The sequence below is a fragment of the Holophagales bacterium genome (assembly GCA_016719485.1).
Classification (GTDB): domain Bacteria; phylum Acidobacteriota; class Thermoanaerobaculia; order UBA5066; family UBA5066; genus UBA5066.
Genome location: JADJZB010000002.1, coordinates 313,802 through 336,515, shown reverse-complemented (window position 1 = coordinate 336,515; position 22,714 = coordinate 313,802). Strand labels below are relative to the sequence as shown.

Genomic DNA, 22,714 nt, shown 5'->3' with positions numbered 1-22,714 from the left:
CGCTCGAAACGGAACGAGGGGCCGGGGAGGCGGAGGCCGGCCTCAGAGACCGTAGTAGAGCTCGATCTCGTAGGGGTGCGGGCGGTTTCGCACCTCGCGCTCCTCGGCTCGCTTCTTCTTCGTCCAGCGTTCGATGAGGTCGTCGTTGAAGACGCCGCCCTCCAGGAGGAAGGCGTTGTCGGCCTCGAGAGCCTCCATCGCGCTCTCGAGCGAGGTGGGAAGCGCCTTGATCGTCGCGCGGCGCTCGGCATCCCAGGTGAAGATGTCGTCGTCGACGGGGCCGAAGCCGAGCGCCGTGGGGTCGAGCTCTTTCCGAATGCCGTCGATCCCGGCGAGGAGCTGGGCCGCGATGGCGAGGTAGGGGTTCGACGTCGCGTCGGGCGGACGGAACTCGAAGCGGGCGTTGTCGGGGCGGTTCGCGTACTTGGGGATCCGGATGGCCGCGCTCCGGTTGCCGAGCGAGAAGACGGCGCTGATGGGCGCTTCGTAACCGGGGATGAGGCGGCGGTAGGAGTTCGTCGAGGGGTTCGTGAAGGCCATGACGGCGCCGCCGTGCTGGAGGAGGCCGGCGATGTAGGCGCGCTCCGCGACGCTCGAGGCGCCGTAGCCCTCGGCGTCGTAGAAGAGGTTCTTTCCCCCCTTCAGGAGGCGCTGGTGAAAGTGCATCCCGGAGCCCGCCTCGCCGTAAAGCGGCTTCGGCATGAACGTCGCCGTCAGCCCGAGCTGGCTCGCCGTCATCCGCGTGACGTACTTGACGATCATGACGGCGTCGGCCGCCTTCATCATCGGAAGGATCGGGATCTCGATCTCGCACTGGCCGGGGCCGCCCACCTCGTGGTGGTGGTACTTCACCTCGACGCCCATCTGCGACAGGAGCTTGCAGACCCTGGTCCGGAAGTTGAACAGCTGGTCCTGCGGCGGGATCGCGTGGTATCCGCCGTGCTTCGGGATCGTGTAGCCGCTGCCGAGCTCGTGCGAGTTCCAGTCTCCCTCGGAGGACTGGACGCGGTAGGCGGCGACGTTCATCCCGTTCTCGTAGGAGACGCCGTTGAAGACGTAGAACTCGAACTCCGGACCCCAGTGGCTCTCGTCCGCGACGCCGCTGGCGCGGAGGAACTCCTCGGCCCGGCGGGCGATCGAACGGGGGTCGTAGGGGAAGAGGGCGCGGGTGTCGGCTTCGAGCGTCGTGCAGATGAACGACAGCGTCGGGACTTCCCAGAACGGGTCGAGGAAACCGGTCGCGAGGTCGGGGACGAGGACCATGTCACCCGAGCTGACCGACTTGAAGCCGACACTGGAGCCGTCGAACGCGACCCCTTTCTCCATGAGGACCGGCGCGAATCCCGATGCCGGGATCGTGACGTGGTGCCAGCGGCCCCACAGGTCGCAGAACTTCATGTCGACCATCTCGACGGACCGCTTCTCGACGAAGGACTTCGCCTCGTTGAAGTCGCTGAACATGACGGGTCTCTCCCTTCGGCGCGCCTCGCCACCCCCGGCCCGGCGCGGCCGGCCATCGTACCGCCAAGGAGACCGGAATGCTCCGCAGATCGTCGTGCCCGTCAGGGGCGCGCGACGAGCCGGCGCATCGTTCCGCTCGCCCGGCGGGACGCTTCGTCCACCTGGAACTGCGCGGTCCGGAGGGCCGCCTCGGTGTCGCGATTGGGCCGGCAACCGCCGGTGAGACGCGTCCAGAGAGGCTGGACCGCGTCCTGAAGCCGGGCGTGAATCGGGGTCGTTGCCCGGACGTGCTCCAGCATCCGGAACGTGCCGCCGGGGGCGAGGACGCGCCGGACCTCGGCGAAAGCGCGAGGGGGCTCCGAGACGGAGCAGAAGACGAGGCCCGAGACGACCGTGTCGAAGGCACCGGAGCGGAACGGGAGTCGTTCGGCCGTACCGAGAACGATGGGGACCCCGGGTCGCCTCCGACGGGCCGCCCGGAGGGTCTCGATGCACGGATCGAGACCGAACGGGTGGACGCCGCCTTCGAAGAGGGGCAGGTTCCGGCCCGTTCCGCACCCGAGGTCCATGACCCGCCCTCGCGCGCCGGACGCGAGCCAGCGCCGCCAGCGTCCGAGGCCGGTCGCCTCGAGGAGGCCGAGGCCGGCATCGTAGAGGGCCGGAATCTGCTCGATGCCCCTCATGCTCAAGCGAGCTTCTGGAACACCCCGAGGTCCCGGTTCTTTCGAACGTCGTCCCAGGGGAAGACCATTCCGTTCATGGCGACGTAGACCCCGTGCGGAAGGACCTGGACGAACGACAGCGCGCTCCCGAGGTTGAAGAGTCCGTCGGAGCTGCCGAAGGCGTACGGGATCATCGCCCCGGTCAGGACGATCGTCCTGGGGAGGGCGGCCTCTCCGAGGACCCTGGCCGTCTCGGCCATCGTGTCGGTGCCGTGAGTGACGACGATCTGGTCCTCCTCGGATTTCTCGCAGACCCCCTTGATGATCTCCCGGTCGGAATCGGTCATCTCGAGGCTGTCGACCATCATCACGGTCCTGACGCGAATCTCCAGCTGGCACCGGCCGAGCTTGAGCATCTCGTGGACGTGGGTGTCGTGAAAGTAGAGCTTTCCGGCCAGCTCGTCGTAGTCCTTGTCGAACGTGCCGCCGGTGATGAGAAGCCTGATGGCCATGGAAGCCTCCGACCGATGATAGCGGGGGAGCCCCGCTGGACTCGCCCGTCCTGGTCCTGCTTTTCTCTTGAACGGTCGGGCGATCTCCGCTACGTTCGTGTCTCTCGCGAGGGCGGGTGTCGGGGAGGGGGCCAGGAGGCCTCAGAGGAGGGGATCATGAGGGTGAATCGGGCGGTCTTCGCAGTTGCCCTGGGTGTGGCGCTGACAGCCGGAACGGCGAGGGCGCAGGGCAAGCCCGGCTCGTCCGTGAAGCAGTTCAAGTTCAAGAGCGGCAAGGTTGAGCAGGGAATGCTCTACACCTACGTCCGGTCTGACCTTGCCGGCACGAAGAGCGGCAGCGTTCTCGTCTACGTTCCGGACAAGAAGCGCATCGAGATCCTGCAGGTGTCGCCGGGTGTTCCTGAAGGCCGGTATCTGACGGCCGAGATGAACTGGGCCACCTTCACCCTTCGCCAGTTCGAGCTCTGGAGCGAGGCGAAGGACGGCGGCAGACGGCGGCTCGCGACCGGGACCTTCTCCGGTGACGCGCTGGCGATGACGGTCGAGGACCCGGCGCTCTACCGGGGTGCGCCCGGTGCCACGGCGTTCAGCATTCCGCTGGTGCAGCTGCCCGCCCATATCTACAGCCTCGACTTCGTCACGCTCGGAATTGCCTTGCTGCACCTTGCGCAACCGCAGAGTTCGGTCGACGTCGGCGTCCTTCTCGAGAACCTGAAGGTTGGGCCCGAGAGCCCGAACTTCCTCGTTTCTGCCGGCACGGCGACGGTGGCGTACGTGGAGGACGTCGACCGGGACGGGATCTCGTGCCTGAAATACAGCATCACAGGGCCGGCCCTGGGTTCCGAAGAAGGCCTCCTGTGGCTGCACAAGGAGAAGGGGTACGTGCAGGACGTCGAGATCCCGATCGCCTCGAGCCCCGACTGGCCCGACGTGAAGCTCACGTTCCGGAGCGTCGAGAAGGTCTCCGAGGGGGACTGGCCGCTCCGGCGCGTGCTCGAGATCGGTTCGATCCAGGGGAAGTAGGAGCCGTCCCGGGCGGCGGCGTCAGGCGGTCATCGGAAGGGCGAGCGGCGCCTCGACGTGAAAGGGGAGTGCGGCGAGCTCGACGAGCGCGCGGCCGAGGCGCTCCTCGTCGACGGGCTCGAGGGTGACGACGAACGGAAGCGCGGACTTCCCGCTCCACGGGGCCTGGAACACGGCGTCGACGTTCACGTCGTGGCGGGCGAGGACCGAGGCGAGCTCGGCGAGGATCCCGGGGCGGTCTTTCACGACGAACCTAAGGTAGAACGGGGCGACCGAGTCGGCGGGACGGGCTGGCTTGAAAGAGGCGGGCTCTTCGGCCCCGAAGGGTGGCACACCGGACGAACGTCCCCGGCGGGCGATCTCGAGGAGGTCGCCCAGGACGGCCGTCGCCGTGGGATCCCCTCCGGCTCCGCGACCGGAAAAGACGAAGTCTCCCCCGCGGGCCGTCGAGACCTGGACGGCGTTGAAGGGGCCGTCGACGCGGGCCAGCATCGCGTCGTTCGAGACGAGGTGCGTCCTCACCGAGAGGAGAAGGCGGTCGTCGGGCAGCCGGCGCGCGATCCCGAGCTGCCGCGGCGTTCGGCCCAGCATCCCGGCGTAGACGAAGTCGACCGGCTGGAGACGCGTGATCCCTTCCGTCCGAACGGCTTCGAGCGGCACTTCCTGCCCGAACGCGAGCCTGGCGAGGAGCGCGAGCTTGCACGCGGCGTCGGTGCCTTCCACGTCCGCAGCCGGATCGGCCTCGGCGTACCCGAGTGCCTGGGCCTCGGCCAGGACCCCGGCGTAGGGCCGGGAGGTCCGCGCCATCTCGGTCAGGACGAAATTGCAGGTGCCGTTGAGGATGCCCGAGACGGAGTCGATGCGGTCCCCGGCGAAGCTCTCCCGGACCGCGCGCAGGATCGGAACGCCGCCCGCGACGGACGCCTCGAACGCGAGGGTGACGCGCTGGTCCCGCGCGAGCCGGGCGAGCTCCGCGCCCCGGGCCGCGAGGAGGGCCTTGTTGGCCGTGACGACGCTCTTGCCGGCCCCGAGCGCCGCGACGAGAAGCGGACCTGCCGGGTCGAGCCCTCCGAGGAGCTCGACGACGACGTCGACGTCGGGCGCCGTGGCGACGGCGAGGAGATCGTCCGTGATCCGGGCCCCGTCGGGCAGGCCTTCCACGGATCTGTGCCCGAGGGCTCGGCTGGCAACGGCGACGAACCGGAGGTCGATTCCGAGCTGCCGGTGGAGCCTCCCGGATTCGGCCTGCAGGAGGCGGACGACGGCTTTGCCAACGGTGCCGAAGCCGAGGAGACCCAGGCGAAGGGTCGCGCTCACGGCGCTTTCGGGACCCAGGAGTCGTGGTAGCCGGAGTGCTCCAGGGCGAGGCCCTGCTCGGTGACGTGAAGGGGAAGGAACGTGTCGATCATGACGGCGAGCTCGTCGGTCGACTTCGATCCGATGGAGGCCTCGTACGCACCGGGGTGCGGGCCGTGCGGGATTCCCGCGGGGTGGATCGAGACCGCTCTCGGCCCGACGCCCCGCCGGCTCGTGAAGTTGCCGCGCACGTAGTAGATCAGCTCGTCGCAGTCGACCGAGGAGTGAGGGTAGGGGCAGGGGATCGCCTGGGGGTGGAAGTCGGTGACGCGCGGCACGAACGAGCAGACGAGGACCCCCCGGGCCGCGAACGTGGAGTGGATCGTCGGCGGGAGGTGAACGAGCCCCGTCTTCGCCTGGTAAGCCAGGATCGGGAACGCGAACGGCCAGACGGTGCCGTCCCACCCGACGACGTCGAACGGCGATTCCACCGGCTCGCGGCGAACGAAACGATCGCCCTTCTTGACGAGGATCTCCCGCGGACCGGGCCGCGGACCGCGGAACGCGGGACGCTTGAAGTCGCGGTGGGTGTACGGAGCGTCCATCCGGAGCTGACCGACGGGGTTGCGGAACTGTGCGGGGACGTGGAACCCGCCCCGGAGCTCGAACGCGATTCCCGAAAGCCGCTCGGAAATCCGCCAGCGGTGGACCACGCTGCGCGGGACGAGGACGTAGTCCCCCTCCTCGACGTCGAGGTCTCCGAAGGGCGTCTCGAGCGTGGCCCGGCCCGAGGTGACGTAGAGGAGGTCGTCACCGTCGCCGTTGGCCAGGCCGGCCTCGGAGGGAGCGTCGGCGGGGAGCTCGAACAGCGAGACGACGACGTCGGCGTTGCCGCAGATGGGGGTCCATCCGGGCGGCGCGCTCTCGCCGCGGACGAGGCGGCGCTTGAGCGGCTCCTCCGGAGCGAACTTCGGGGCCTTCCGCTCGAAGGGGCCCGGCTCGGCAGGTCCGATCGTCCGGTCGGCCGTTGGCGGGCGCTCGTGGTAGAGGATCGAGAACTCGCCGTCGAAGCCGACCCGGGTGAAGCACTCCTCGTGGCGGAGGTCGCCCGACGAGGACCGGAACGCGATGTGGGGTTTTGGCGGCACCTCGCCGAGCTGCATCCGGTCGATCATCTCAGCCGACGACCTCGAGGGGGCTCGGTTCGGTGCGCTGGGCCGATTCGATCGACTCGAAGAGGGCCCGGAAGTTCCCGTAGCCGAACCCCTTGTCCCCCTCCCGCTGGATCACCTCGTAGAAGAACGGGCCCGCCCGGTGGTCGCCGTAGAGCGCGCCGGCATCGAGCATGAAGATCTGGAGCATGTACCGGTCGTCCTTGCCGTCCACGAGGATGTGGTTCCGGCGGAGAGCCTCCATCGACTCGGCCACGTTCGAGACCTTCGCTTCTTCGAGCCGGACCGGGAGGCGGTCGTAGTAGGCCTCGGGGGCGGTCAGGAATTTCACCCCGCGCTCCCTGAGGCTCTCGACCGCGGGGATGATCTCCTTGACGAGGAACGCGATGTGCTGCACGCCCGCCCCGTGGTGGTCCTCGCAGAAGCGATTGATCTGGCTGTCGCGGAAGTAGGGGCGCATCGGTTCGTTCGTCGCGAACTTGATGCCGCTCCCAGGGTCGGCCATGACGATCGACCGCAGGCCCGACCCCGTCATCTTCCGGCCGCCGTCGACCTCGGAGGTGTGGAACTCGACGTCCCAGTACCGGCTGAATCCGAGGACGTCCCGATACCAGTTCACGACCGGGAGCATCGTGTAGGCGTTCGACGTGACGTGGTCGATCGTGGCGAAGCCGTGCGGGTTCTCCCTGGGAACGCCGTCGCCGACCGGCTCGAAGTCCGGTGCGAACGGGCTGTAGCTGCCGCGCCGCTCGATGAAGCGGAACGTCACGTCGTCGAGGGGCGTGGCGATGGAGAAGGTACGGAAGTAGCCGTCTCCTTCCTCGTGAGTCTGGACGTCGGAGAGAAACGTCGCGCCGCGGGGCTCGAGGAAACGCCACGCGGCATCGACGTCGCGGACGCGAAAAGCGAGGGAGGAGATGCCGTCGGGATGAATCCGAAGCCAGCGGGCCGCGCGCGAGTCCGGGCGGGCCGGGGTCGAAACGAGGACGCGGATCTGTCCCGCGCCGAAGACGCTCGCCTCCTCGCCTCCTTTTTCGACCTTCTCGCGTGACGCGCGGGCGACCTCCGTGAACCCGAGGGCCTCGGTGTAGAAGCGACGGCTCCTCTCGAGATCCTCGACGATGAAGTGGAAGGAGTCGTAGCCGACGATGCCGAGTTCCTGGCTCATGAGACGGATTCTAAGGGGTTCAGGGTTGGCAGAACCGGAGCCTGCGACCAGGCCGCGGCGACGCCGGCAGGACGGCCTCCGTAGAATCAGCGTGTGGACTCGCCGCCTGCCAAAGACCCTCCGAGCGAGTACTTCCTGCGGGACCTGCCCCTTTTCCTGGACCACCTGGCCGTCGAGAAGGGTCTCGCGGAGAACTCCCTGCAGGCCTATCGGCGCGACCTGACGGCCTTCGGCCAGCACCTCGATCGCGAGGGGCTCTCGACCGCGGACGTCGGGAGGGAGGACCTCGTCCGATGGTTCGGGCTTCGTCGGTCCGACGGGGCTTCTCCCCGTTCGATCGCGCGCGCGACGTCGGCCCTCCGGGGCCTGTTCCGATTTCTCTTCGCCGAGAAGAGGATTCCGGCCGACCCGACGTCGGGGCTCGAGAACCCGCGCCGCTGGATGACGCTTCCGAAACTCCTCTCGCGGGAGGACGTCGACCGGCTACTCGAGGCGCCCGACGTGGAAACCCCGAAAGGGCTCCGCAACAAGGCGATGCTCGAGCTCCTCTACGCGTGCGGGGTCCGGGTCTCCGAGCTGGCGACGCTTCGTCTCGGCTCCCTTCACCTGGCGGATGGGTTCCTCGTCGTGAAGGGGAAGGGCGCGAAGGAGAGGGTCGTCCCCGTCGCCGATTCTTCGGCCCGCTGGGTCGCACGATGGATATCTGGCCCGAGGGCGACCCGGCGCGGAGCCGCCTCCTCGCCCTGGCTCTTTCCAGGGGCCGGGGCAAAGCCCGTGACGCGACAGACGGTCTTCCTCGTCCTGAAGGCCGCGGCCCGGAACGCCGGGCTCGACCCGGCGGCGGTGTCGCCCCACGTCCTCCGGCACTCCTTCGCCACGCACCTCGTCGACGGAGAGGCCGACCTCCGGGCCATCCAGATGATGCTGGGCCACGCGAGCATCGCGACGACGGAGATCTACACCCACGTCTCTCGTGCACGGGTACGGCGCGTCTACGACCGGAGCCACCCCCGTGCGTAGGCACCTTCTGGTCGCCCTGATGGCCCTCGCCTGCTCGGCGTACGCCGAGGCGGAGCTCGTCGTCCTCGAGGAGGGGCGGCACCTGAAGGTGACCGCATACGAGCTGGTGGGCGACGAGCGGATCCGCCTCACGCTCTACGGCGGGGGAGAGCTGGTCCTCCCGATGGAAAGGGTCGAGCGGATCGTGGACGACGAGATCGACCCGAAGGACTACTTCTCGCCCCCGGTCGAGGCGGTACGGCCCTCCGGTGCCGCGGAGGTCGATCCGGACCCCCGCTGGCCCGAAGCACTCCGCCCCCGGTAAGTACGCCAGGCTGGTGGAGCAGGCCGCCACCACGCACCGCCTCGATCCGGCCCTCGTCGCGGCCGTCATCCGCGTGGAGTCGAACTGGCAGCCGCGGGCGGTTTCGCCGAAAGGAGCGAGAGGCCTGATGCAGCTGATGCCGGCCACCGCACGGCGACTCGGCGTGAAGAAGTCCTTCGATCCGGTACAGAACGTGGGTGGAGGGGCGCTCTACCTCTCGCGCCTTGCGGAGAGATTCGGCGAGCACGAAGTGGAGAAGGTCCTGGCCGCCTACAACGCCGGGGAGGCGGCCGTGGAGACCTACAACGGCGTTCCGCCGTATCGCGAAACGCGGGAGTACGTCCGGAAGGTGATGGCGCTCTGGACGGGGACCGCGCCCGCCTCCTGAGCCTCGGCTCCTATACTCCCCGATGTGTTCCGCACCGTTCGCGGTTTCCTGATCCTCGCCCCGCCAGCCTACCTGGCGGCGCTCCTGGCATACCTCTCGGCGAAGCCGCGGGCCGTCTCCTCGTTCACGGTCTATCCCTTCCTCGCGGAGGTCCTCGGATCGGGCCTGCCCAGGTCGTCCACGGCACGGTTCGTCGTCGTGACGACTCTCTTCTTCATCGTCCCTTACCTCGTGTCGGGCGTCGTCCTCTTCCTGGCCGACGTAGGGGCCTCCGCGGCGGCGGCGCTCTGGAGGAGGGACCGACGGCCCGCTCACCCCGGGCCGCGCCCTGCGACGTTGACGCCGGAGGCGTTCTGGACCCTCGTGGCGGCGTCGCTCCTCCTCGCCGCTCTCGCCGGTTCACGGCTTCCCGGCGTGGCCCACGGGGGAGAGTTGCCGGGGGGTGTGAACGTCGCTCCCGCGTTCGTCGCGGCGGTGCCGTTCGTCGCGGTTGGAGCCGGCCTGCTCCTGGCCTTCGTCGCTTCGATCCCGAGGGCCGTCGCGCGGCTCGTGAGGCGCCGATCCGACCCGGAGCGCGGGCTATGATCGCCCGGTGACGCCCACCTTCGACACCGTCGTCGTCCTCGATTTCGGCTCCCAGTACACGCAGCTCATCGCGCGACGGATCCGCGAGGCGCGGGTCCGTTCCGTCGTCCTTCCGTACTCGACGCCGGCCTCCGACGTTGCGGCCATCGCGCCGAAGGGCATCGTTCTCTCGGGCGGCCCGTCGAGCGTATACGACGCCGGCGCGCCCAGGGGCGACCAGGGCGTCTTCGATCTCGGCATTCCCGTGCTCGGGCTCTGCTACGGCATGCAGCTGATGGCGCTCCGCTTCGGTGGAGGCGTCGGGCGTGCTCCGGGCCGCGAGTACGGACGGGCCGTGGTCGATGTGTCCGGCGGGCGTCTCCTGCGCGCGATGGGTCCCACCGAAACGGTCTGGATGAGCCACGGGGACCACGTCGAGACCGTCCCCGAGGGCTTCACGGTGACCGCGCGGACGACGAACGCCCCCGTCGCGGCGTTCGAGGATCCGGCGCGGGGCCTGTACGGGCTTCAGTTCCACCCGGAGGTCCAGCACACGGAGCACGGGTCCGAGATACTCGAGTCGTTCCTGTACGACGCCTGCGGCTGTGCGCCCCGCTGGACGATGGCGAGCTTCCGGGACTCTGCCGTCGCGAAGCTCCGCGCGACGGTGACGGAAGGGATCGTCCTCGGCGGGCTGTCCGGCGGCGTCGATTCGACGGTCGCGGCGGTTCTCATACGGGAGGCGGTGGGGGAGCGTTTCCGCGGTGTCTTCGTCGACACCGGCCTCCTGCGGAAGGACGAGGGGCGGCACGTCATGGAGTCCTTCCGTCATCTCGGCCTGCCGGTGACGGGCGTGGACGCTTCCGACCGGTTCTTCGAGGCGCTGGCGGGTGTCACCGATCCCGAGAAGAAACGGAAGGTCATCGGGGGCCTCTTCATCGACGCCTTCACCGAGAACGCGACGGCCGTGGACGGGGCGGCCTGGCTCGCCCAGGGGACGCTCTACCCGGACGTCATCGAATCCGTCTCGATCCACGGACCGTCCGCGGTCATCAAGACGCATCACAACGTCGGCGGTCTCCCGGAAAAGCTGGGCTTCAAGCTCATAGAGCCGCTTCGCGAGCTCTTCAAGGACGAGGTCCGGCGGCTGGGCGAGGAGCTCGGGATTCCCCGGGAGATGCTGTACCGCCACCCGTTCCCGGGACCCGGGCTCGCCGTGAGGATCCCGGGGGAGATCACGCGCGAGAGGGTGCGGATCCTCCAGGAGGCGGACGCGATCTTCATCGAGGAGCTTCGGGCCTCGGGGGACTACGACCGGACGGCGCAGGCGTTCGCGGTCCTCCTGCCGGTCCAGTCCGTCGGCGTGATGGGGGACGGGCGAACCTACGAGAACGTCGCGGCGCTGAGGGCGGTGACGACCGTCGACTACATGACCGCCGACTGGGCGCGCCTGCCCCACGACCTTCTCGACCGAGTGGCGCGGCGCATCGTGGGGGAAGTCCGAGGCGTGAACAGGGTCGTCTACGACGTCACGTCGAAGCCCCCCGCGACCATCGAGTGGGAGTGATCCGCCGCCAATGGGCCGGTTCTGCGAGGACAGGTTTCCCGGAACGACTGCAGGACTGCAGCGGGAGACAGGGCGTTGACTTCTGGTCGAAGGCATGTTGTGCTGAAAGAGATCCGTTCCGACTCCGACCGGCGGTGAGGACGGTGACGAGACGTTCCCCGTCGGCTCGAGGTCGCGCCGACTTCCAGAACCCCGCCCGCTTCGGCGCGCACTGACCAAGGATCCAGAGAACGAGAATGAAGCTTTACGTCGGAAACCTCCCCTACACCGCTGATGACAGCATGCTCCGCGGCCTCTTCGAGGCCTTCGGCGAGGTCCACTCGGCCCGCGTGGTGTCCGACCGGGACTCCGGACAGTCGAAGGGATTCGGCTTCGTCGAGATGAACGACAGCGACGCCCAGAGCGCCATGAGCGCCCTCAACGGCCAGGAGCAGGGCGGCCGGACCCTCCGCGTGAACGAGGCTCGCCCCCAGGAGGCCCGTACCGGCGGCGGCGGCGGTGGCCGTGGTGGCTACGGCGGCGGCGGCGGTTACGGCGGTGGTGGCTACGGCGGCGGCGGCGGTGGCGGCCGCGGCCGGTACTAGTTCTTTCCGGGAACCCCTACACTTCCCTCTGCCGGGTGCATCGGTACGGAGCCGACTCACCCGGCGGAAGGAAGTCCCCATGAGATTCGGGCCGACGGCGAACTCCACAGCGTCCCTCGCTCTAGCGGTGTCCCTCGCAGCCGTGATGGTCCCCGGTGCAGCGGCCGGGCAGCACGAGACGCCGGCAGGAACCCGGCAGGCTTCCGCGAAGGCGACCTGCGTATTCACGCACAGGGCCTACTCCGGAAAGTGCACGCAGAACGTGGACGTGGCGGAAGGCTCGACGGCGAACGACGCCTGCTCGGTGGTCCTCGACTGTCTCAACGACGTCCGCTGTACGAAGACGTACTGCGGCGCGACGAGCCTGCGCGGGGGATGGAGGCTCGACTCGGCCGTGTCCGGGACGGAACCGTCGAAGTAGGCGCCCGATCGGCGTTCGATCTCCGTCGATTCGGGCGGGGACGCCCCTAGAATCCGGCTGGCATGTCGTCCGACTTCGTCCACCTGCACCTGCACACCCAGTACTCGCTCCTCGACGGCGCGAACCGGACGAAGGACCTGATCAGGCACGTCCTGAAGAACGGCATGACCTCGGTGGCCGTGACCGACCATGGGAACATGTTCGGGGCGTTCGAGATCCAGTCGGAAGCGCTCGAGCACGGCCTGAAGCCGATCCTCGGCGTCGAGGCCTACATCGCCCCGGGCTCCCGCCACGACCGCGAGGCGGTGAAGACGGTCGACGGCGAGGGGAGGAACTACCACCTCACGCTCCTCGCCGAGACGCCGGAGGGCTACCGAAACCTCTCGTACCTCGTGAGCGAGGCGTTCCTGACGGGCTTCTACTACAAGCCCCGCATGGACTGGGAGCTCCTCGAGAAGCACCACGACGGCCTCATCGCGCTGTCGGGTTGCGTGAAGTCCGAGGTCTCCCAGCGGCTTCTCGCGGGAGACTTCGCCGGCGCGAAGGACACGGCCGTCAGATATCAGACCCTCTTCGGGAAGGACCGCTACTTCATCGAGCTGATGGACCACGGTCTTCCGGTGCAGCGGCAGCTCATGCCCGACCTCCTGCGCCTTTCGCGGGAGACCGGGATCCCCGTCGTCGCCACGAACGACGCCCACTACCTCCAGAGGGACGACGCGGAAGCCCAGGACGTCCTCCTGTGCATCGGCATGGGAAAGACCGTCAACGACACCCGGCGGATGAGGTTCTACAACTCGGAGTTCTACGTGAAGAACCCCGGGGAGATGACCGAGACGTTCCGGCCCTGGTCTCTCGAGGCCGTGAAGAACTCCGCCGCCATCGCGGACCGGGTGGCGCCGAAGGTCATCGTCGACACCAGCCTGAAGCTCCCGACGTTCCCCCTCCCCGAGGAGGCGGGCGGTCCCGACGAGTACCTCGAGAACCTCGCCGGCGACGGACTCGAGCGGCGCCTCGCGCCGATCGCCGAGCTCATCGCCGCGGGCCGGACGAAGCACCCGCGCAAGGACTACGACGACCGGCTCGAGTGGGAGCTGTCGGTCATCAAGAAGATGGGGCTCTCGGCCTACTTCCTGATCGTCTGGGACTTCATCAAGTTCGCCAAGGACGAGGGGATCCCGGTCGGGCCGGGGCGCGGGAGCGCCGCCGGGTCCCTCGTCGCCTGGACGCTCGGGATCACCGAGGTCGACCCGCTTCGTTACGACCTGCTGTTCGAACGGTTCCTCAACCCCGACCGGATCTCGATGCCCGACATCGACGTGGACCTCTGCGAGCGCCGGCGCGGCGAGGTCATCGAGTACGTCCGGAAGAAGTACGGCAAGGACAACGTCGGCCAGATCATCACGTTCAACTCGATGAAGGCGCGGGCCGTGATCCGCGACGTCGGGCGGGCCCTGGACGTGCCGCTCGCCGAGGTGAACAAGCTCTGCGCGATGATTCCGGCGAACCCGGGCAAGCCGGTGACGCTGAGCGAAGCGCGGCACAGCGTGAAGGAGCTCGCCGACACGCTCGCCGGAAACGAGGCCTACCGCAAGCTCTTCGACCTCGGAGAGCGGCTCGAAGGCGTCTCACGACACGCGGGAGTCCACGCGGCCGGGGTCCTCATCGCGCCACGGCCCCTCGTCGAGTACCTCCCTCTCTACAAGAACAACAACGACGAGATCACCACCCAGTTCGAGATGAAGTCCGTCGACAGGATGGGGCTCCTGAAGATGGACTTCCTCGGTCTCATCACGCTGACGATCCTCGATGACGCGGTGAAATCGGCCGGGAGAAGGACCGGGCGAAAAGTCGACCTTTCCACGATTCCACTGAACGACCCGGAGGCATTCCGCCTCTTCTCGGAAGGACGGACCGACGGCATCTTCCAGTTCGAGTCGTCGGGAATGCGGGACCTTCTGCGGCGCGTCCAGCCGAGCGTCTTCAGCGACCTGGCGGCGCTGAACGCCCTCTACAGGCCCGGAGCGCTCGACGCCGGAACCGTCGAGGTCTACATCGAGAGACGGCGCGGCAAGAAGTACGAGTACCCGCTTCCGCAGCTCGAACCCCTGCTGAAGGAGACGCACGGCGTCCTCGTTTACCAGGAGCAGGTGATGCTCGCCGCGCGGGCCGTCGCCGGCTATACCCCGGGAGAGGCGGACAAGCTTCGAAAGGCGATCGGAAAGAAGGACGAGGCGCTCCTGAAGGCCGAGGGGGAGAAGTTCGTCAAGAAGTCGGTGGCGAACGGCGTCCAGAAGAAGAAGGCCGAGGAGCTCTGGGAGCTGATCCTCCCCTTCGGCCGATACGGATTCAACAAGTCGCACTCCGTCGTCTACGCCCTTCTCGCCTATCAGACCGCGTGGATGAAGGTCCACTTTCCGGTGGATTTCATGGCGGCGACGCTGACGGCAGCCTCCGGCAAGTCCGAGGACGTCGTGAAGTACGTCAACGCCTGCCGCGAGATGAGGATCCCGGTCCTCCCGCCCGACGTGAACACGTCCCAGCTGTCGTTCACTCCCGACGGCGAGGCCATTCGGTTCGGGCTGGGTGCCGTCAAGGGGGTCGGCGAGGGGGCCGTGAACTCGGTACTCCAGGCGCGGGCCGCAGACGGCCCGTTCGCCGGTCTCACCGACTTCTGCTGCCGTGTCAACGTGCGGTTGAACAACAGAAAGGTCATCGAGGCGCTGATCCGTTCGGGTTCGTTCGACTCGCTCGGGAAGAGCCGTGCATCGCTCACCGCCGGAGTCGACTCCGCCATGGACGTGGCCACCGCGGAGCGAAAATCGAACGACTCGGGTCAGGGAGGGCTCTTCGGTGACGAGGCCTCCCACGACCACGCCGATCGGTTCCCGGACCTCCCCGAGTGGTCCCCGGACGAGCGGATCCGGTACGAGAAGGAGACTCTCGGGTTCTACATCACCGGGCATCCGCTCGCCCGCTTCGAGGAGGAAATCGGTCTCTTCGGCGACGTGACGGCCGAGAACGCGGCGGCAAAGGTCGACCAGAACGTGAAGATCGTCGCCCTCCTCGCATCGCTCAAGAAGACGCAGATCAAGAAGGGGCAGAACGAGGGGAAGATGATGGCCAAGGGCGTCCTCGAAGACCTGACGGGCTCCGTCCCGGTCACGATCTTCGCGTCGCTCCTCGAGCGGACTGGTCCCTGGCTGGCCGAGGGGCGACCCGTCCTGGTCTCGGGCATCGTTCGTTCGTCGTCCGCTCCGGGCGCCGCGGAACCCGAAGAGGGAGGTGGCGTCGTGCCGGTCGAGATCATCGCCCGCGAGATCCAGGCGCTCGAGGGGATGCGCGAGGCCGCGGCCTGCGCGGTCCGCCTGACGACCCCGCTGCCGGGAACCCTCGACGAGACGTTCGTTTCGGTCCGCGAGATCCTGGAGTCGTCTCCGGGCTCGGTGCCGGTGTCGCTGGCCGTGCGTCGAGCCGGCCACTGGGAAGTCACGGTACGAGCCGCCGGACGGCTGGCGGTTCGACCGACACCGGAGATGACGAAGGCGCTGGAGAGGCTTCTCGGACCGGGCTCGGTCCGCTTCGTCTACGACCACTCGTGAGCGAGCGGGATGCCGGATCCATCGCGCCCCTCCTCGGCCCGCTCGCCCGTGCCGCCCGGACGGCGGGACGCGAAGCCTATCTCGTAGGCGGCGCCGTCCGCGACCTCCTGCTGCGACGGCCGCCCGTCGACGTGGATGTCGCCCTCGAGGGGCCGGTGAGCGCGGCAGCGGGGTTCGTCGCGGCGCTCACCGCAGAAGCGGGGTGGATCGTCGAGGCCCGCCACGATCGCTTCGGGACGGCGACTCTGCAAGGGCCGGACGGAAGGCGGGTCGATGTCGCCGCGACGCGGGACGAGCACTATCCGTACCCGGGGGCTCTTCCCGTCGTGAAGGCCGGTGCGCCCATCGCCCGGGACCTCGCCCGAAGGGACTTCACCATTCACGCGATGGCGTACCGTTTCTCCGGCCCGGGGCTCGAAGCGATGCTCCTCGACCCTTTCGGCGGCGAGAGGGACCTCGAGCGGAAGAACCTCCGGCTGCTGCACGAGGGCTCTCTGGCGGACGATCCGACACGGGCTCTGAGGGCCGTGCGCTACGCGGCGCGACTCGGCTTCGGGCTCGACCCGGGCTTCGCTGCGGCCCTTCGCATCGGAGTCGAGAGCGGCGCCTTCCAGCGGATATCCGGCGATCGGCTCCGGAGGGCGCTCCAGGAGGTCCTCTCGGAGGAGAATCGGGGCGTGGCCGTTGAGCTCCTCGGGCGCCTCGGCGTCCTCGACGTGGTCGTGGAGGGTTGGGGGGCCTCGCTCACTGGCGCCTGGAATCATCCCGGGGCCTTGTCTGCAGACGAGGCCTGGGCCAGGCTCCTGGCGCCCGCAGATCCGGCCTTGCGGGCGCGGGTCGCTGTGCGGCTCAACTTCTCCCGGGCTCTCCGGCGTACCGCGGGGTGCCCGCGGTGACGACGTTCCTGCTGCTGGCTCTGGCGCTGGCCCTCGATCCGGAACGAGCCGTCCCGGCGACACCCACCGCCGTGGAGGCGCCGCGGAACGGGTTCGTGGATTCGACCGCAACGGCGCTCCCGATACCGACACCCCGCCCGGAAGACAAGACTCTGGTGGCCTCTCTCGACGTCGAGCAGGGAGCGGGCAAGGACAGGCTCTCCCTCTACCGGGATGGCACCCTCGTCCTCGTGAAGACCTACGAGGGCGTCCGGAAGGTGAAGAAGAAGGTCCTCTCGGAAGAAGAGATCGGGATCATCCGGAAGGTTTGCCGCGAGGCCCTTTCGCTGGACGTCAGCGAATACCACGTCGACGTCCTGGGGGACGCCAAGCCACGCCGTTTTCGTATCGAGGTCGGACGGAACTCCGCGCCTCCGCGGGTCTTCCAGTTCGATGAACTGGCGCGTGTCCCGCTGGTCCTGGGGCGGGCGCGGGGATCTCTCGAGGGTCTGCTCGATCGATTCGACGAAACGACGGTCTCCCAGGACGACCTCTGGGATCCGTCCGGACTGCGCAGGGGAGACGTCCTGACACATCGCACGGACGGGATGCGATACCGGATCGATCGGGACGACGCCTTCGTGAGAAGCCTCGAGATGGTCGAGGTCGTGCGATCGCTTCAGCGTCTGATCATCCTGCGCGAGGACGTGCCGAAGCTCTTCCTGGACCCCTCTGGCGAGGACGAAGGCGGCGCGCGGCGATGATTCGGATCGTGGCGGGGGAGTTTCGGGGCCGGCGTCTGGCGGTCGGGCCCGGCGTGAGGCCCACGACGGAACGGGCGCGGGAGGCCCTCTTCAGCATTCTCGGCGAGGACGTACGCGGAGCGAGGGTCCTGGACGCGGCCGCCGGTTCCGGGGCTCTCGGGTTCGAGGCTCTGTCGCGAGGTGCCAGGGAGGTCGTCTTCGTCGAATCCAACCGGCGCACGGCGACGATCCTCGAGGCGAATGCCTCCGCGCTCGGACGGACGGACGGTGTTCGGGTCTTCGCGCGAACGGTAGCGGGCTTTCTTCGGCTCGATCGCCCGGGATGTTTCGACGTCGTCTTCTTCGACCCGCCCTGGGCCGATCCGGTCACCGGCGAGCTGGATGGCCTCTGGAAGACGCTGGCTCCGGGTGGGACGTTCGTGGTGGAGCGGGGGAGCGCGGAGAATCCCTGGCCGGGATCGCCCGTGGAAGCGGCTGTCCGGCTTTACGGTACGACGGCGCTCCACATCTACCGGAATCGCGCGCCCGAACCCGCGGAGCCGACAGGCTCCCCGAGCAGCATTGACCCGACCGTACGCTGCTCATAAGATAAAGAGTCGATGCCTCTGCGACAGAGGCGAAACAGGGAGAGAACGAGATATGGCGCTTCCGCGCACGCTCTTCACGTCCGAGTCCGTCACCGAGGGGCACCCCGACAAGATCGCCGACCAGATCTCCGACGGGATCCTCGACGCGATCCTCACCGACGACCCGGACGGGCGTGTCGCCTGCGAAACTCTCGTCACGACCGGGACAGCATTCATCGCCGGCGAGATCACCACCCGGACGTACGTCGACATCCCGAAGGTCGTCCGCGAGACCATCCGCGACGTCGGTTACACGCGCGCGAAGTACGGCTTCGACTACCAGACGTGCGCCGTTCTCTCCTCGATCGACAAGCAGTCGCCCGACATCGCGATGGGCGTCGACCCGGGCGGCGCGGGTGACCAGGGGCTGATGTTCGGCTTCGCGGTGCGCGAGACCGAAGAGTTGATGCCCCTCCCGATCACCCTCGCGCACAAGCTGACGATGCGTCTCGCCGAGGCGCGGAAGTCGCACGACCTGGAGTGGCTGCGGCCGGACGGGAAGAGCCAGGTGACCGTGGAATACGAGGGGAGCCGCCCGGTTCGGGTCGACGCGGTCGTCGTTTCGACCCAGCACGCCGAGACGGTCCCGATCAGCGAGCTGCGAGAGGCCATCCGCGAGGAGGTCATCAAGAGGGTCGTCCCTGCGGAGCTCCTCGACGACCGGACGAAGTTCCACATCAACCCGACGGGCCGGTTCGTCATCGGCGGGCCGCAGGGCGACACGGGGCTGACCGGCCGGAAGATCATCGTCGATACGTACGGTGGAATGGGCCGGCACGGCGGGGGAGCGTTCTCCGGGAAGGACGCGACGAAAGTCGACCGCTCCGCGTCCTACATGGCCCGCTACATCGCGAAGAACCTCGTCGCGGCCGGACTCGCCGACCGGGTCGAGGTCCAGCTCGCCTACGCCATCGGCGTCGCGGACCCCGTCTCGGTCTTCGTCGAGACCTTCGGTACGGAGAAGGTCGATCCGACGACCCTTCCGGGGCTCGTTCGGGAGCACTTCAAGCTGACGCCGAAGGGGATCATCGAGTACCTCGACCTGAAGCGGCCGATCTTCCGGAAGACGGCGTCCTACGGTCACTTCGGACGGAACCTCCCGGAATTCACGTGGGAGCGGACCGATCTGGCCGAACCTCTCGCGAAGGCGGCGGGCTTGGCGGTTCCGGCCGGAGCCTGACGGTTCAGGTCCGGATTCCGAGCAGTCCCCAACCAGCCCCGAGGGAGAAGAAGAGATTGGCTCCCCATGCCGCGAGGAGCGGAGGAAGGGAGCCAGTCTCTCCACCCTTGACCAGGGCCGCACCCAGGACCAGATAGGCGAGGCCGAGGAGCAGGGCGATTCCGATCCCTGCGACAGCGCCCTTCTTCCCGTGTCGAAAAGCGAAGGGGAGCCCGACGAGCGTCAGGAGCAACGGAGCCAGCGTAACGGAGCTCTTCTGGTAGAGGCCGGTCGAGATGGCGGAGACGTCGGCGCCCGCCTTTCGGCGAATCCGGATGAAACGGCCGAGCTCCAGGCTGCTCATCTGTCTCGGGTCGGCCCGTCCCGCCAGGAACGTCCTCGCGGCCTCGGGAGCATCGACGAACGACGTGCCGGACTGCTTCAGAAAGAGGGATTCGCCGTCCTCGCCAAACGTGCGAGTCCAGCCGTCGGCGAGAACGATGCCCTTGCCGGGAACGATCCGGCCGCGTGCACCATAGGACTTCCGAGCGAGGCGAAAGGAAGCCGGATCCACCTCGAAGACCGTGACCCCTGTAACGGCGGAGGATCGCGTGTCCCACGTCTGGGCCGAGTAGAACCGGCCGCCTTCTCCCCGGAGGAAGGACCGCCAGGCGTCGGAAACCGCGGCCGCCGGCTTACCGAGTAGGACGTTCCGAAGACGCTCGGCTTCGGCTGCGGCCTTCGGAACCATGGTCTCGGAAAACGCCAGGAGCCCGCCTCCCACCAGGATCGCGAGGAGGAGTATCGAGGCCGTGGAACGAAGCAGGGAGATACCGTGGGCGAGGAGCGCCGTCGACTCCGACGATCGGACGAGCCCGGCCACCGCGATCAGTGCCGCGGCTGCGAACGCCAGGGGAACGACGTCGACGAGGATCGGGGCCATTTTCGCCTGGAAGTACCCGAGGATCGCCGAAACCGGCGGCCGGACCCTGGCGATGTCGTTCGAGATCTCGAGATACTCGATGAGGATGTAGAGAGAGAGGATCGAGGCAAGGACGAGAGCGAAAAGCTGGAGGAATCGCGTAGCGACGTAGCGATCGACGAGCCACGCCCGCGTGACACCTCTACTGCCCGGAGTCCCCCTTTCGGGCCCTCCGATCGACGGGGTGCTTCCTGCTCCCCGATCCGTTGAATGGCGGGCGAGGATTCGATCGAGAAGCGCCTTCGGGGCGCCGAAAACAGTCCCCTCGAAAAGGGTCCGGTCGTGCCGGATTCGCCGGATGGAATAGAGGCCCAGCGCCAGGAGGAGAGCGTTCGGCAGCCACATCGCCACGGCTGGCGAGATCGTCCCCTTGACGGCGCGGGACTCACCGGAGGCGTAGAGGATGTAATAGGCGAGAACGATCGCCGCCGAGACCGCGAATCCGGCGGCCCGTCCGCCACGGCGATTCACGACCCCCAACGGCAAGCCGATCAGACCGAAAACGAGGCAAGCGGCGGGGAAGGAGAACTTCTTGTGAACCTCGACCCAGGAGAGGCGAGCCAGCGCGCCGTCCTTGGTCGTCCTCGCACGATGGATGAGCTCCCCGAGGGTCATTTCCCGCAACTGCTTGTCGGGTCTCGTCTTGGCGAATCGTTCCTTCGGGTTCGTGTCGTCGAGAAGGACTCTCTGGGTCCGATAGCTGGCCCGGTCGTATCCCCGTGCATCCACCGCCGTGTGGTGCGTCACCGCGTCCTCGAGCCGGAGCCAGAGACGTCCTTCGGATTCCTCCAGCTCGAGAGAGCCTGTACGCGCGAGAGTCAGCCGTTCGCCGTCCGCCGGATTCGAGTTGTCCGTGAGGATGAGCCCCTCGAGCGTCCTGCGGTCCGGCGACGCCCGCTCGACGTAGATCCGGCGTCCCGCAAACTCCGGGCTGAAGACTCCTGGCTGGATGCGTTGGGCGATCGCGAAGGTGGAAAGCTGGAGCTTCATTCCGTACAGGATCCGGTTCGTCCACGGGACGACGCTCGTCATCACGAGCCCGGTCACGAGAGTGAACGCGACGGCCAGAACGGCGATCGGGCGGTAAAGGGATAAGAGATCCACACCTGCCGCACGGAGAGCGACGAGCTCGGAATCCTGGCTGAGGCGCCCGACGCCGACGAGAATTCCGAGAAGGAATGCGATCGGCAGGGTGAGGACGACGATGTGCGGGGTCGAGAACGCGAGGACCCGTCCCATGTCCCAGAAAGGATCCGAGCTCTGAAGCAGAAGGTCGCTGAACTGGACGAGCCCCCGGATCAGCATGAAGCCGGTGTAGATCACGAAGGCCACCGCCGTCGGAGCGAAGACCTCACGAAGAATGTAGCGGTCGGTCAGTTTCATTGAGGAGACCGGGTCTGCGATTCCTGAAAGGAACGACTCTGGCGGCACATTCTAGCTGGGTCGGCCCCTATCGCAACGTCCGATAAGAAATATTATGTTAAATAGTACGAAGACTCTTCCGAATTTCCTTCGGAACAGCGATTCTCGATTAGTGGATTATTGAAGGCCCTCTCGTCAACTGAAGGATCCCTTATCCCTTCCTAAGCCCGAACGAGACTCGGACGAAGGGCCGCTCCTCGACTCTCCGGTACGGACGGCTCAGCGCGGGGCCGGACCTTGCGGGGTGCCATCCGTGACTGCCTTCGGTGACGCAGTCTTCAGGAAGCGCCCGTGGTCTTCGAGGTTCAACTCCCCCGTCTCGATCTTGCGCAGGAGGCTACGAAGCGATTCGAGAATCTCACCCCGGTCTGTGGCACTGCCTCGAAAGACCAGGCTGACGGCGTACTCGGCGTTGGGGGGTTGGAAGTTCAGTTCGTAGGCCTTCCTGAGACTACGAAAGCGGCTAGGTTCGCCGGACTCCACGTCGCGGCGAGCTGAGCGCACGGCGTCCCTTCCGACTCCCGCCTCGCTACCGAACGCGAGAATGGCGTCGAGCATTGCGGGCTCCGTTGGCAGGCGGCCCACCTCGAGGAGGAACGACTTGGAGCGAATGTCGGCGCGCCGACATTCATCCTTGACACGAAGAGGGAGACGAGCGAGTGAGAGAGTCTCCGTGATCGTAACGCGCGACTTCCCGACGGCGCGAGCGATCTGCTCGTGCGTGTATCCGTGTTTCTCCTGAAGCGTGAGGTACCCGTCGGCTTCCTCCAGAGGACTCAGATCCTTCCTCTGGAGGTTCTCGATGAGGGCGATTTCGAGAACCTCGGCGTCGCTGACGTCAAGCACGATACAAGGGATATCGCTGAGTCCGGCCTCCATGGCGGCCCGAAAGCGCCGTTCGCCCGAGATGATCGTGTAGCGGCCATCTTCCCTGGGCCGGACGAGAATGGGCTCCAAGACCCCCTTCGCTTCGATTGAGGCCTTCAGATCGCTCAGGTCTCCGAGGATGCTTCGAGGCTGGTCCGGATTTGCCTCGATGATGTTCATGGCTATCCGACGCCCGACCGAGATCTCCTCACCGCTGAAGAGCTGGTCGACGAAGTGGGGCTCGTGGCGCATCCGGGATGTTTCGGGGAGCCCTC

Annotated in this window: 21 protein-coding genes; 13 read left to right on the top strand and 8 right to left on the bottom strand. The window is 67.6% G+C overall.

Annotated elements, in window-relative coordinates; translation table 11 throughout:
- Window positions 1-42: 42 nt before the first annotated feature.
- The 3 genes from glnA to IPN03_01565 form a co-directional block, all read right to left on the bottom strand.
- Window positions 43-1,461, bottom strand: coding sequence for a type I glutamate--ammonia ligase (gene glnA, locus IPN03_01575; GenBank protein MBK9372446.1), 1,419 nt, complete (start codon window positions 1,459-1,461; stop codon window positions 43-45).
- Between the two features lie 101 nt (window positions 1,462-1,562).
- Window positions 1,563-2,144 carry a class I SAM-dependent methyltransferase gene (locus tag IPN03_01570; GenBank protein MBK9372445.1) on the bottom strand — a complete coding sequence of 194 codons (582 nt, stop codon included), beginning with the start codon at window positions 2,142-2,144 and terminating at the stop codon, window positions 1,563-1,565.
- 2 nt (window positions 2,145-2,146) lie between these two features.
- On the bottom strand, window positions 2,147-2,635 hold the full coding sequence (locus IPN03_01565) for an asparaginase (protein ID MBK9372444.1): 489 nt from the start codon (window positions 2,633-2,635) through the stop codon (window positions 2,147-2,149).
- Between the two features lie 156 nt (window positions 2,636-2,791).
- Between IPN03_01565 and IPN03_01560 the strand changes: the two genes are divergently transcribed.
- Window positions 2,792-3,658 (top strand): hypothetical protein, encoded by an 867-nt coding sequence (locus IPN03_01560; GenBank protein ID MBK9372443.1) that lies wholly within the window; start codon window positions 2,792-2,794, stop codon window positions 3,656-3,658.
- 21 nt (window positions 3,659-3,679) lie between these two features.
- Here the strand turns inward: IPN03_01560 and IPN03_01555 are convergent, their stop codons facing one another.
- Genes IPN03_01555 through hppD form a run of 3 tightly spaced genes read right to left on the bottom strand, consistent with a single transcriptional unit; the run spans window position 3,680 to window position 7,294 of the window.
- A complete protein-coding gene (locus IPN03_01555) occupies window positions 3,680-4,975 on the bottom strand; it encodes a homoserine dehydrogenase (protein ID MBK9372442.1) in 1,296 nt (431 codons plus the stop codon).
- A complete protein-coding gene (locus IPN03_01550; GenBank protein ID MBK9372441.1) occupies window positions 4,972-6,129 on the bottom strand; it encodes a homogentisate 1,2-dioxygenase in 1,158 nt (385 codons plus the stop codon). Before IPN03_01550 ends, IPN03_01555 begins: the two co-directional genes overlap by 4 nt.
- Window position 6,130: 1 nt before the next feature.
- A complete protein-coding gene (gene hppD / locus IPN03_01545; protein MBK9372440.1) occupies window positions 6,131-7,294 on the bottom strand; it encodes a 4-hydroxyphenylpyruvate dioxygenase in 1,164 nt (387 codons plus the stop codon).
- A 135-nt stretch (window positions 7,295-7,429) separates the two neighbouring features.
- Here hppD and IPN03_01540 point away from each other — a divergent pair, with 135 nt between their 5' ends.
- The 12 genes from IPN03_01540 (at window position 7,430) to IPN03_01485 (ending at window position 19,189) form a co-directional block, all read left to right on the top strand.
- Window positions 7,430-8,314: a site-specific tyrosine recombinase XerD gene (locus IPN03_01540; GenBank protein ID MBK9372439.1), complete on the top strand. Its 885-nt coding sequence runs from the start codon at window positions 7,430-7,432 to the stop codon at window positions 8,312-8,314.
- The gene (locus IPN03_01535; GenBank protein MBK9372438.1) at window positions 8,307-8,618 is read left to right on the top strand and encodes a hypothetical protein; all 312 of its coding nucleotides are present in this window, start codon (window positions 8,307-8,309) and stop codon (window positions 8,616-8,618) included. Before IPN03_01540 ends, IPN03_01535 begins: the two co-directional genes overlap by 8 nt.
- On the top strand, window positions 8,563-9,006 hold the full coding sequence (locus IPN03_01530; protein MBK9372437.1) for a lytic transglycosylase domain-containing protein: 444 nt from the start codon (window positions 8,563-8,565) through the stop codon (window positions 9,004-9,006). Before IPN03_01535 ends, IPN03_01530 begins: the two co-directional genes overlap by 56 nt.
- Before the next feature lie 24 nt (window positions 9,007-9,030).
- A complete protein-coding gene (locus IPN03_01525) occupies window positions 9,031-9,591 on the top strand; it encodes a hypothetical protein (protein ID MBK9372436.1) in 561 nt (186 codons plus the stop codon).
- Between the two features lie 7 nt (window positions 9,592-9,598).
- A complete protein-coding gene (guaA, locus tag IPN03_01520) occupies window positions 9,599-11,137 on the top strand; it encodes a glutamine-hydrolyzing GMP synthase (GenBank protein MBK9372435.1) in 1,539 nt (512 codons plus the stop codon).
- 236 nt (window positions 11,138-11,373) lie between these two features.
- Complete coding sequence (locus IPN03_01515) at window positions 11,374-11,721, top strand: RNA-binding protein (protein ID MBK9372434.1); 348 nt, start codon at window positions 11,374-11,376, stop codon at window positions 11,719-11,721.
- 127 nt (window positions 11,722-11,848) lie between these two features.
- Window positions 11,849-12,142, top strand: a complete 294-nt coding sequence (locus tag IPN03_01510) for a hypothetical protein (protein ID MBK9372433.1) — start codon at window positions 11,849-11,851, stop codon at window positions 12,140-12,142.
- 62 nt (window positions 12,143-12,204) lie between these two features.
- Window positions 12,205-15,744 carry a DNA polymerase III subunit alpha gene (gene dnaE, locus IPN03_01505; protein ID MBK9372432.1) on the top strand — a complete coding sequence of 1,180 codons (3,540 nt, stop codon included), beginning with the start codon at window positions 12,205-12,207 and terminating at the stop codon, window positions 15,742-15,744.
- A complete protein-coding gene (locus IPN03_01500; GenBank protein MBK9372431.1) occupies window positions 15,741-16,640 on the top strand; it encodes a CCA tRNA nucleotidyltransferase in 900 nt (299 codons plus the stop codon). The genes dnaE and IPN03_01500 overlap by 4 nt, the downstream gene beginning before the upstream one ends.
- On the top strand, window positions 16,637-17,383 hold the full coding sequence (locus IPN03_01495; GenBank protein ID MBK9372430.1) for a hypothetical protein: 747 nt from the start codon (window positions 16,637-16,639) through the stop codon (window positions 17,381-17,383). The genes IPN03_01500 and IPN03_01495 overlap by 4 nt, the downstream gene beginning before the upstream one ends.
- Window positions 17,380-17,970: a 16S rRNA (guanine(966)-N(2))-methyltransferase RsmD gene (gene rsmD / locus IPN03_01490; GenBank protein MBK9372429.1), complete on the top strand. Its 591-nt coding sequence runs from the start codon at window positions 17,380-17,382 to the stop codon at window positions 17,968-17,970. The genes IPN03_01495 and rsmD overlap by 4 nt, the downstream gene beginning before the upstream one ends.
- A 52-nt stretch (window positions 17,971-18,022) precedes the next feature.
- Window positions 18,023-19,189 (top strand): methionine adenosyltransferase, encoded by a 1,167-nt coding sequence (locus IPN03_01485; GenBank protein MBK9372428.1) that lies wholly within the window; start codon window positions 18,023-18,025, stop codon window positions 19,187-19,189.
- Window positions 19,190-19,193: 4 nt separating this feature from the next.
- On the opposite strand, the gene IPN03_01480 is transcribed toward IPN03_01485, so the two are convergent.
- Window positions 19,194-21,533, bottom strand: a complete 2,340-nt coding sequence (locus IPN03_01480; GenBank protein MBK9372427.1) for an LptF/LptG family permease — start codon at window positions 21,531-21,533, stop codon at window positions 19,194-19,196.
- Window positions 21,534-21,791: 258 nt separating this feature from the next.
- Window positions 21,792-22,691 carry a ParB/RepB/Spo0J family partition protein gene (locus IPN03_01475; protein ID MBK9372426.1) on the bottom strand — a complete coding sequence of 300 codons (900 nt, stop codon included), beginning with the start codon at window positions 22,689-22,691 and terminating at the stop codon, window positions 21,792-21,794.
- Window positions 22,692-22,714: the final 23 nt, after the last annotated feature.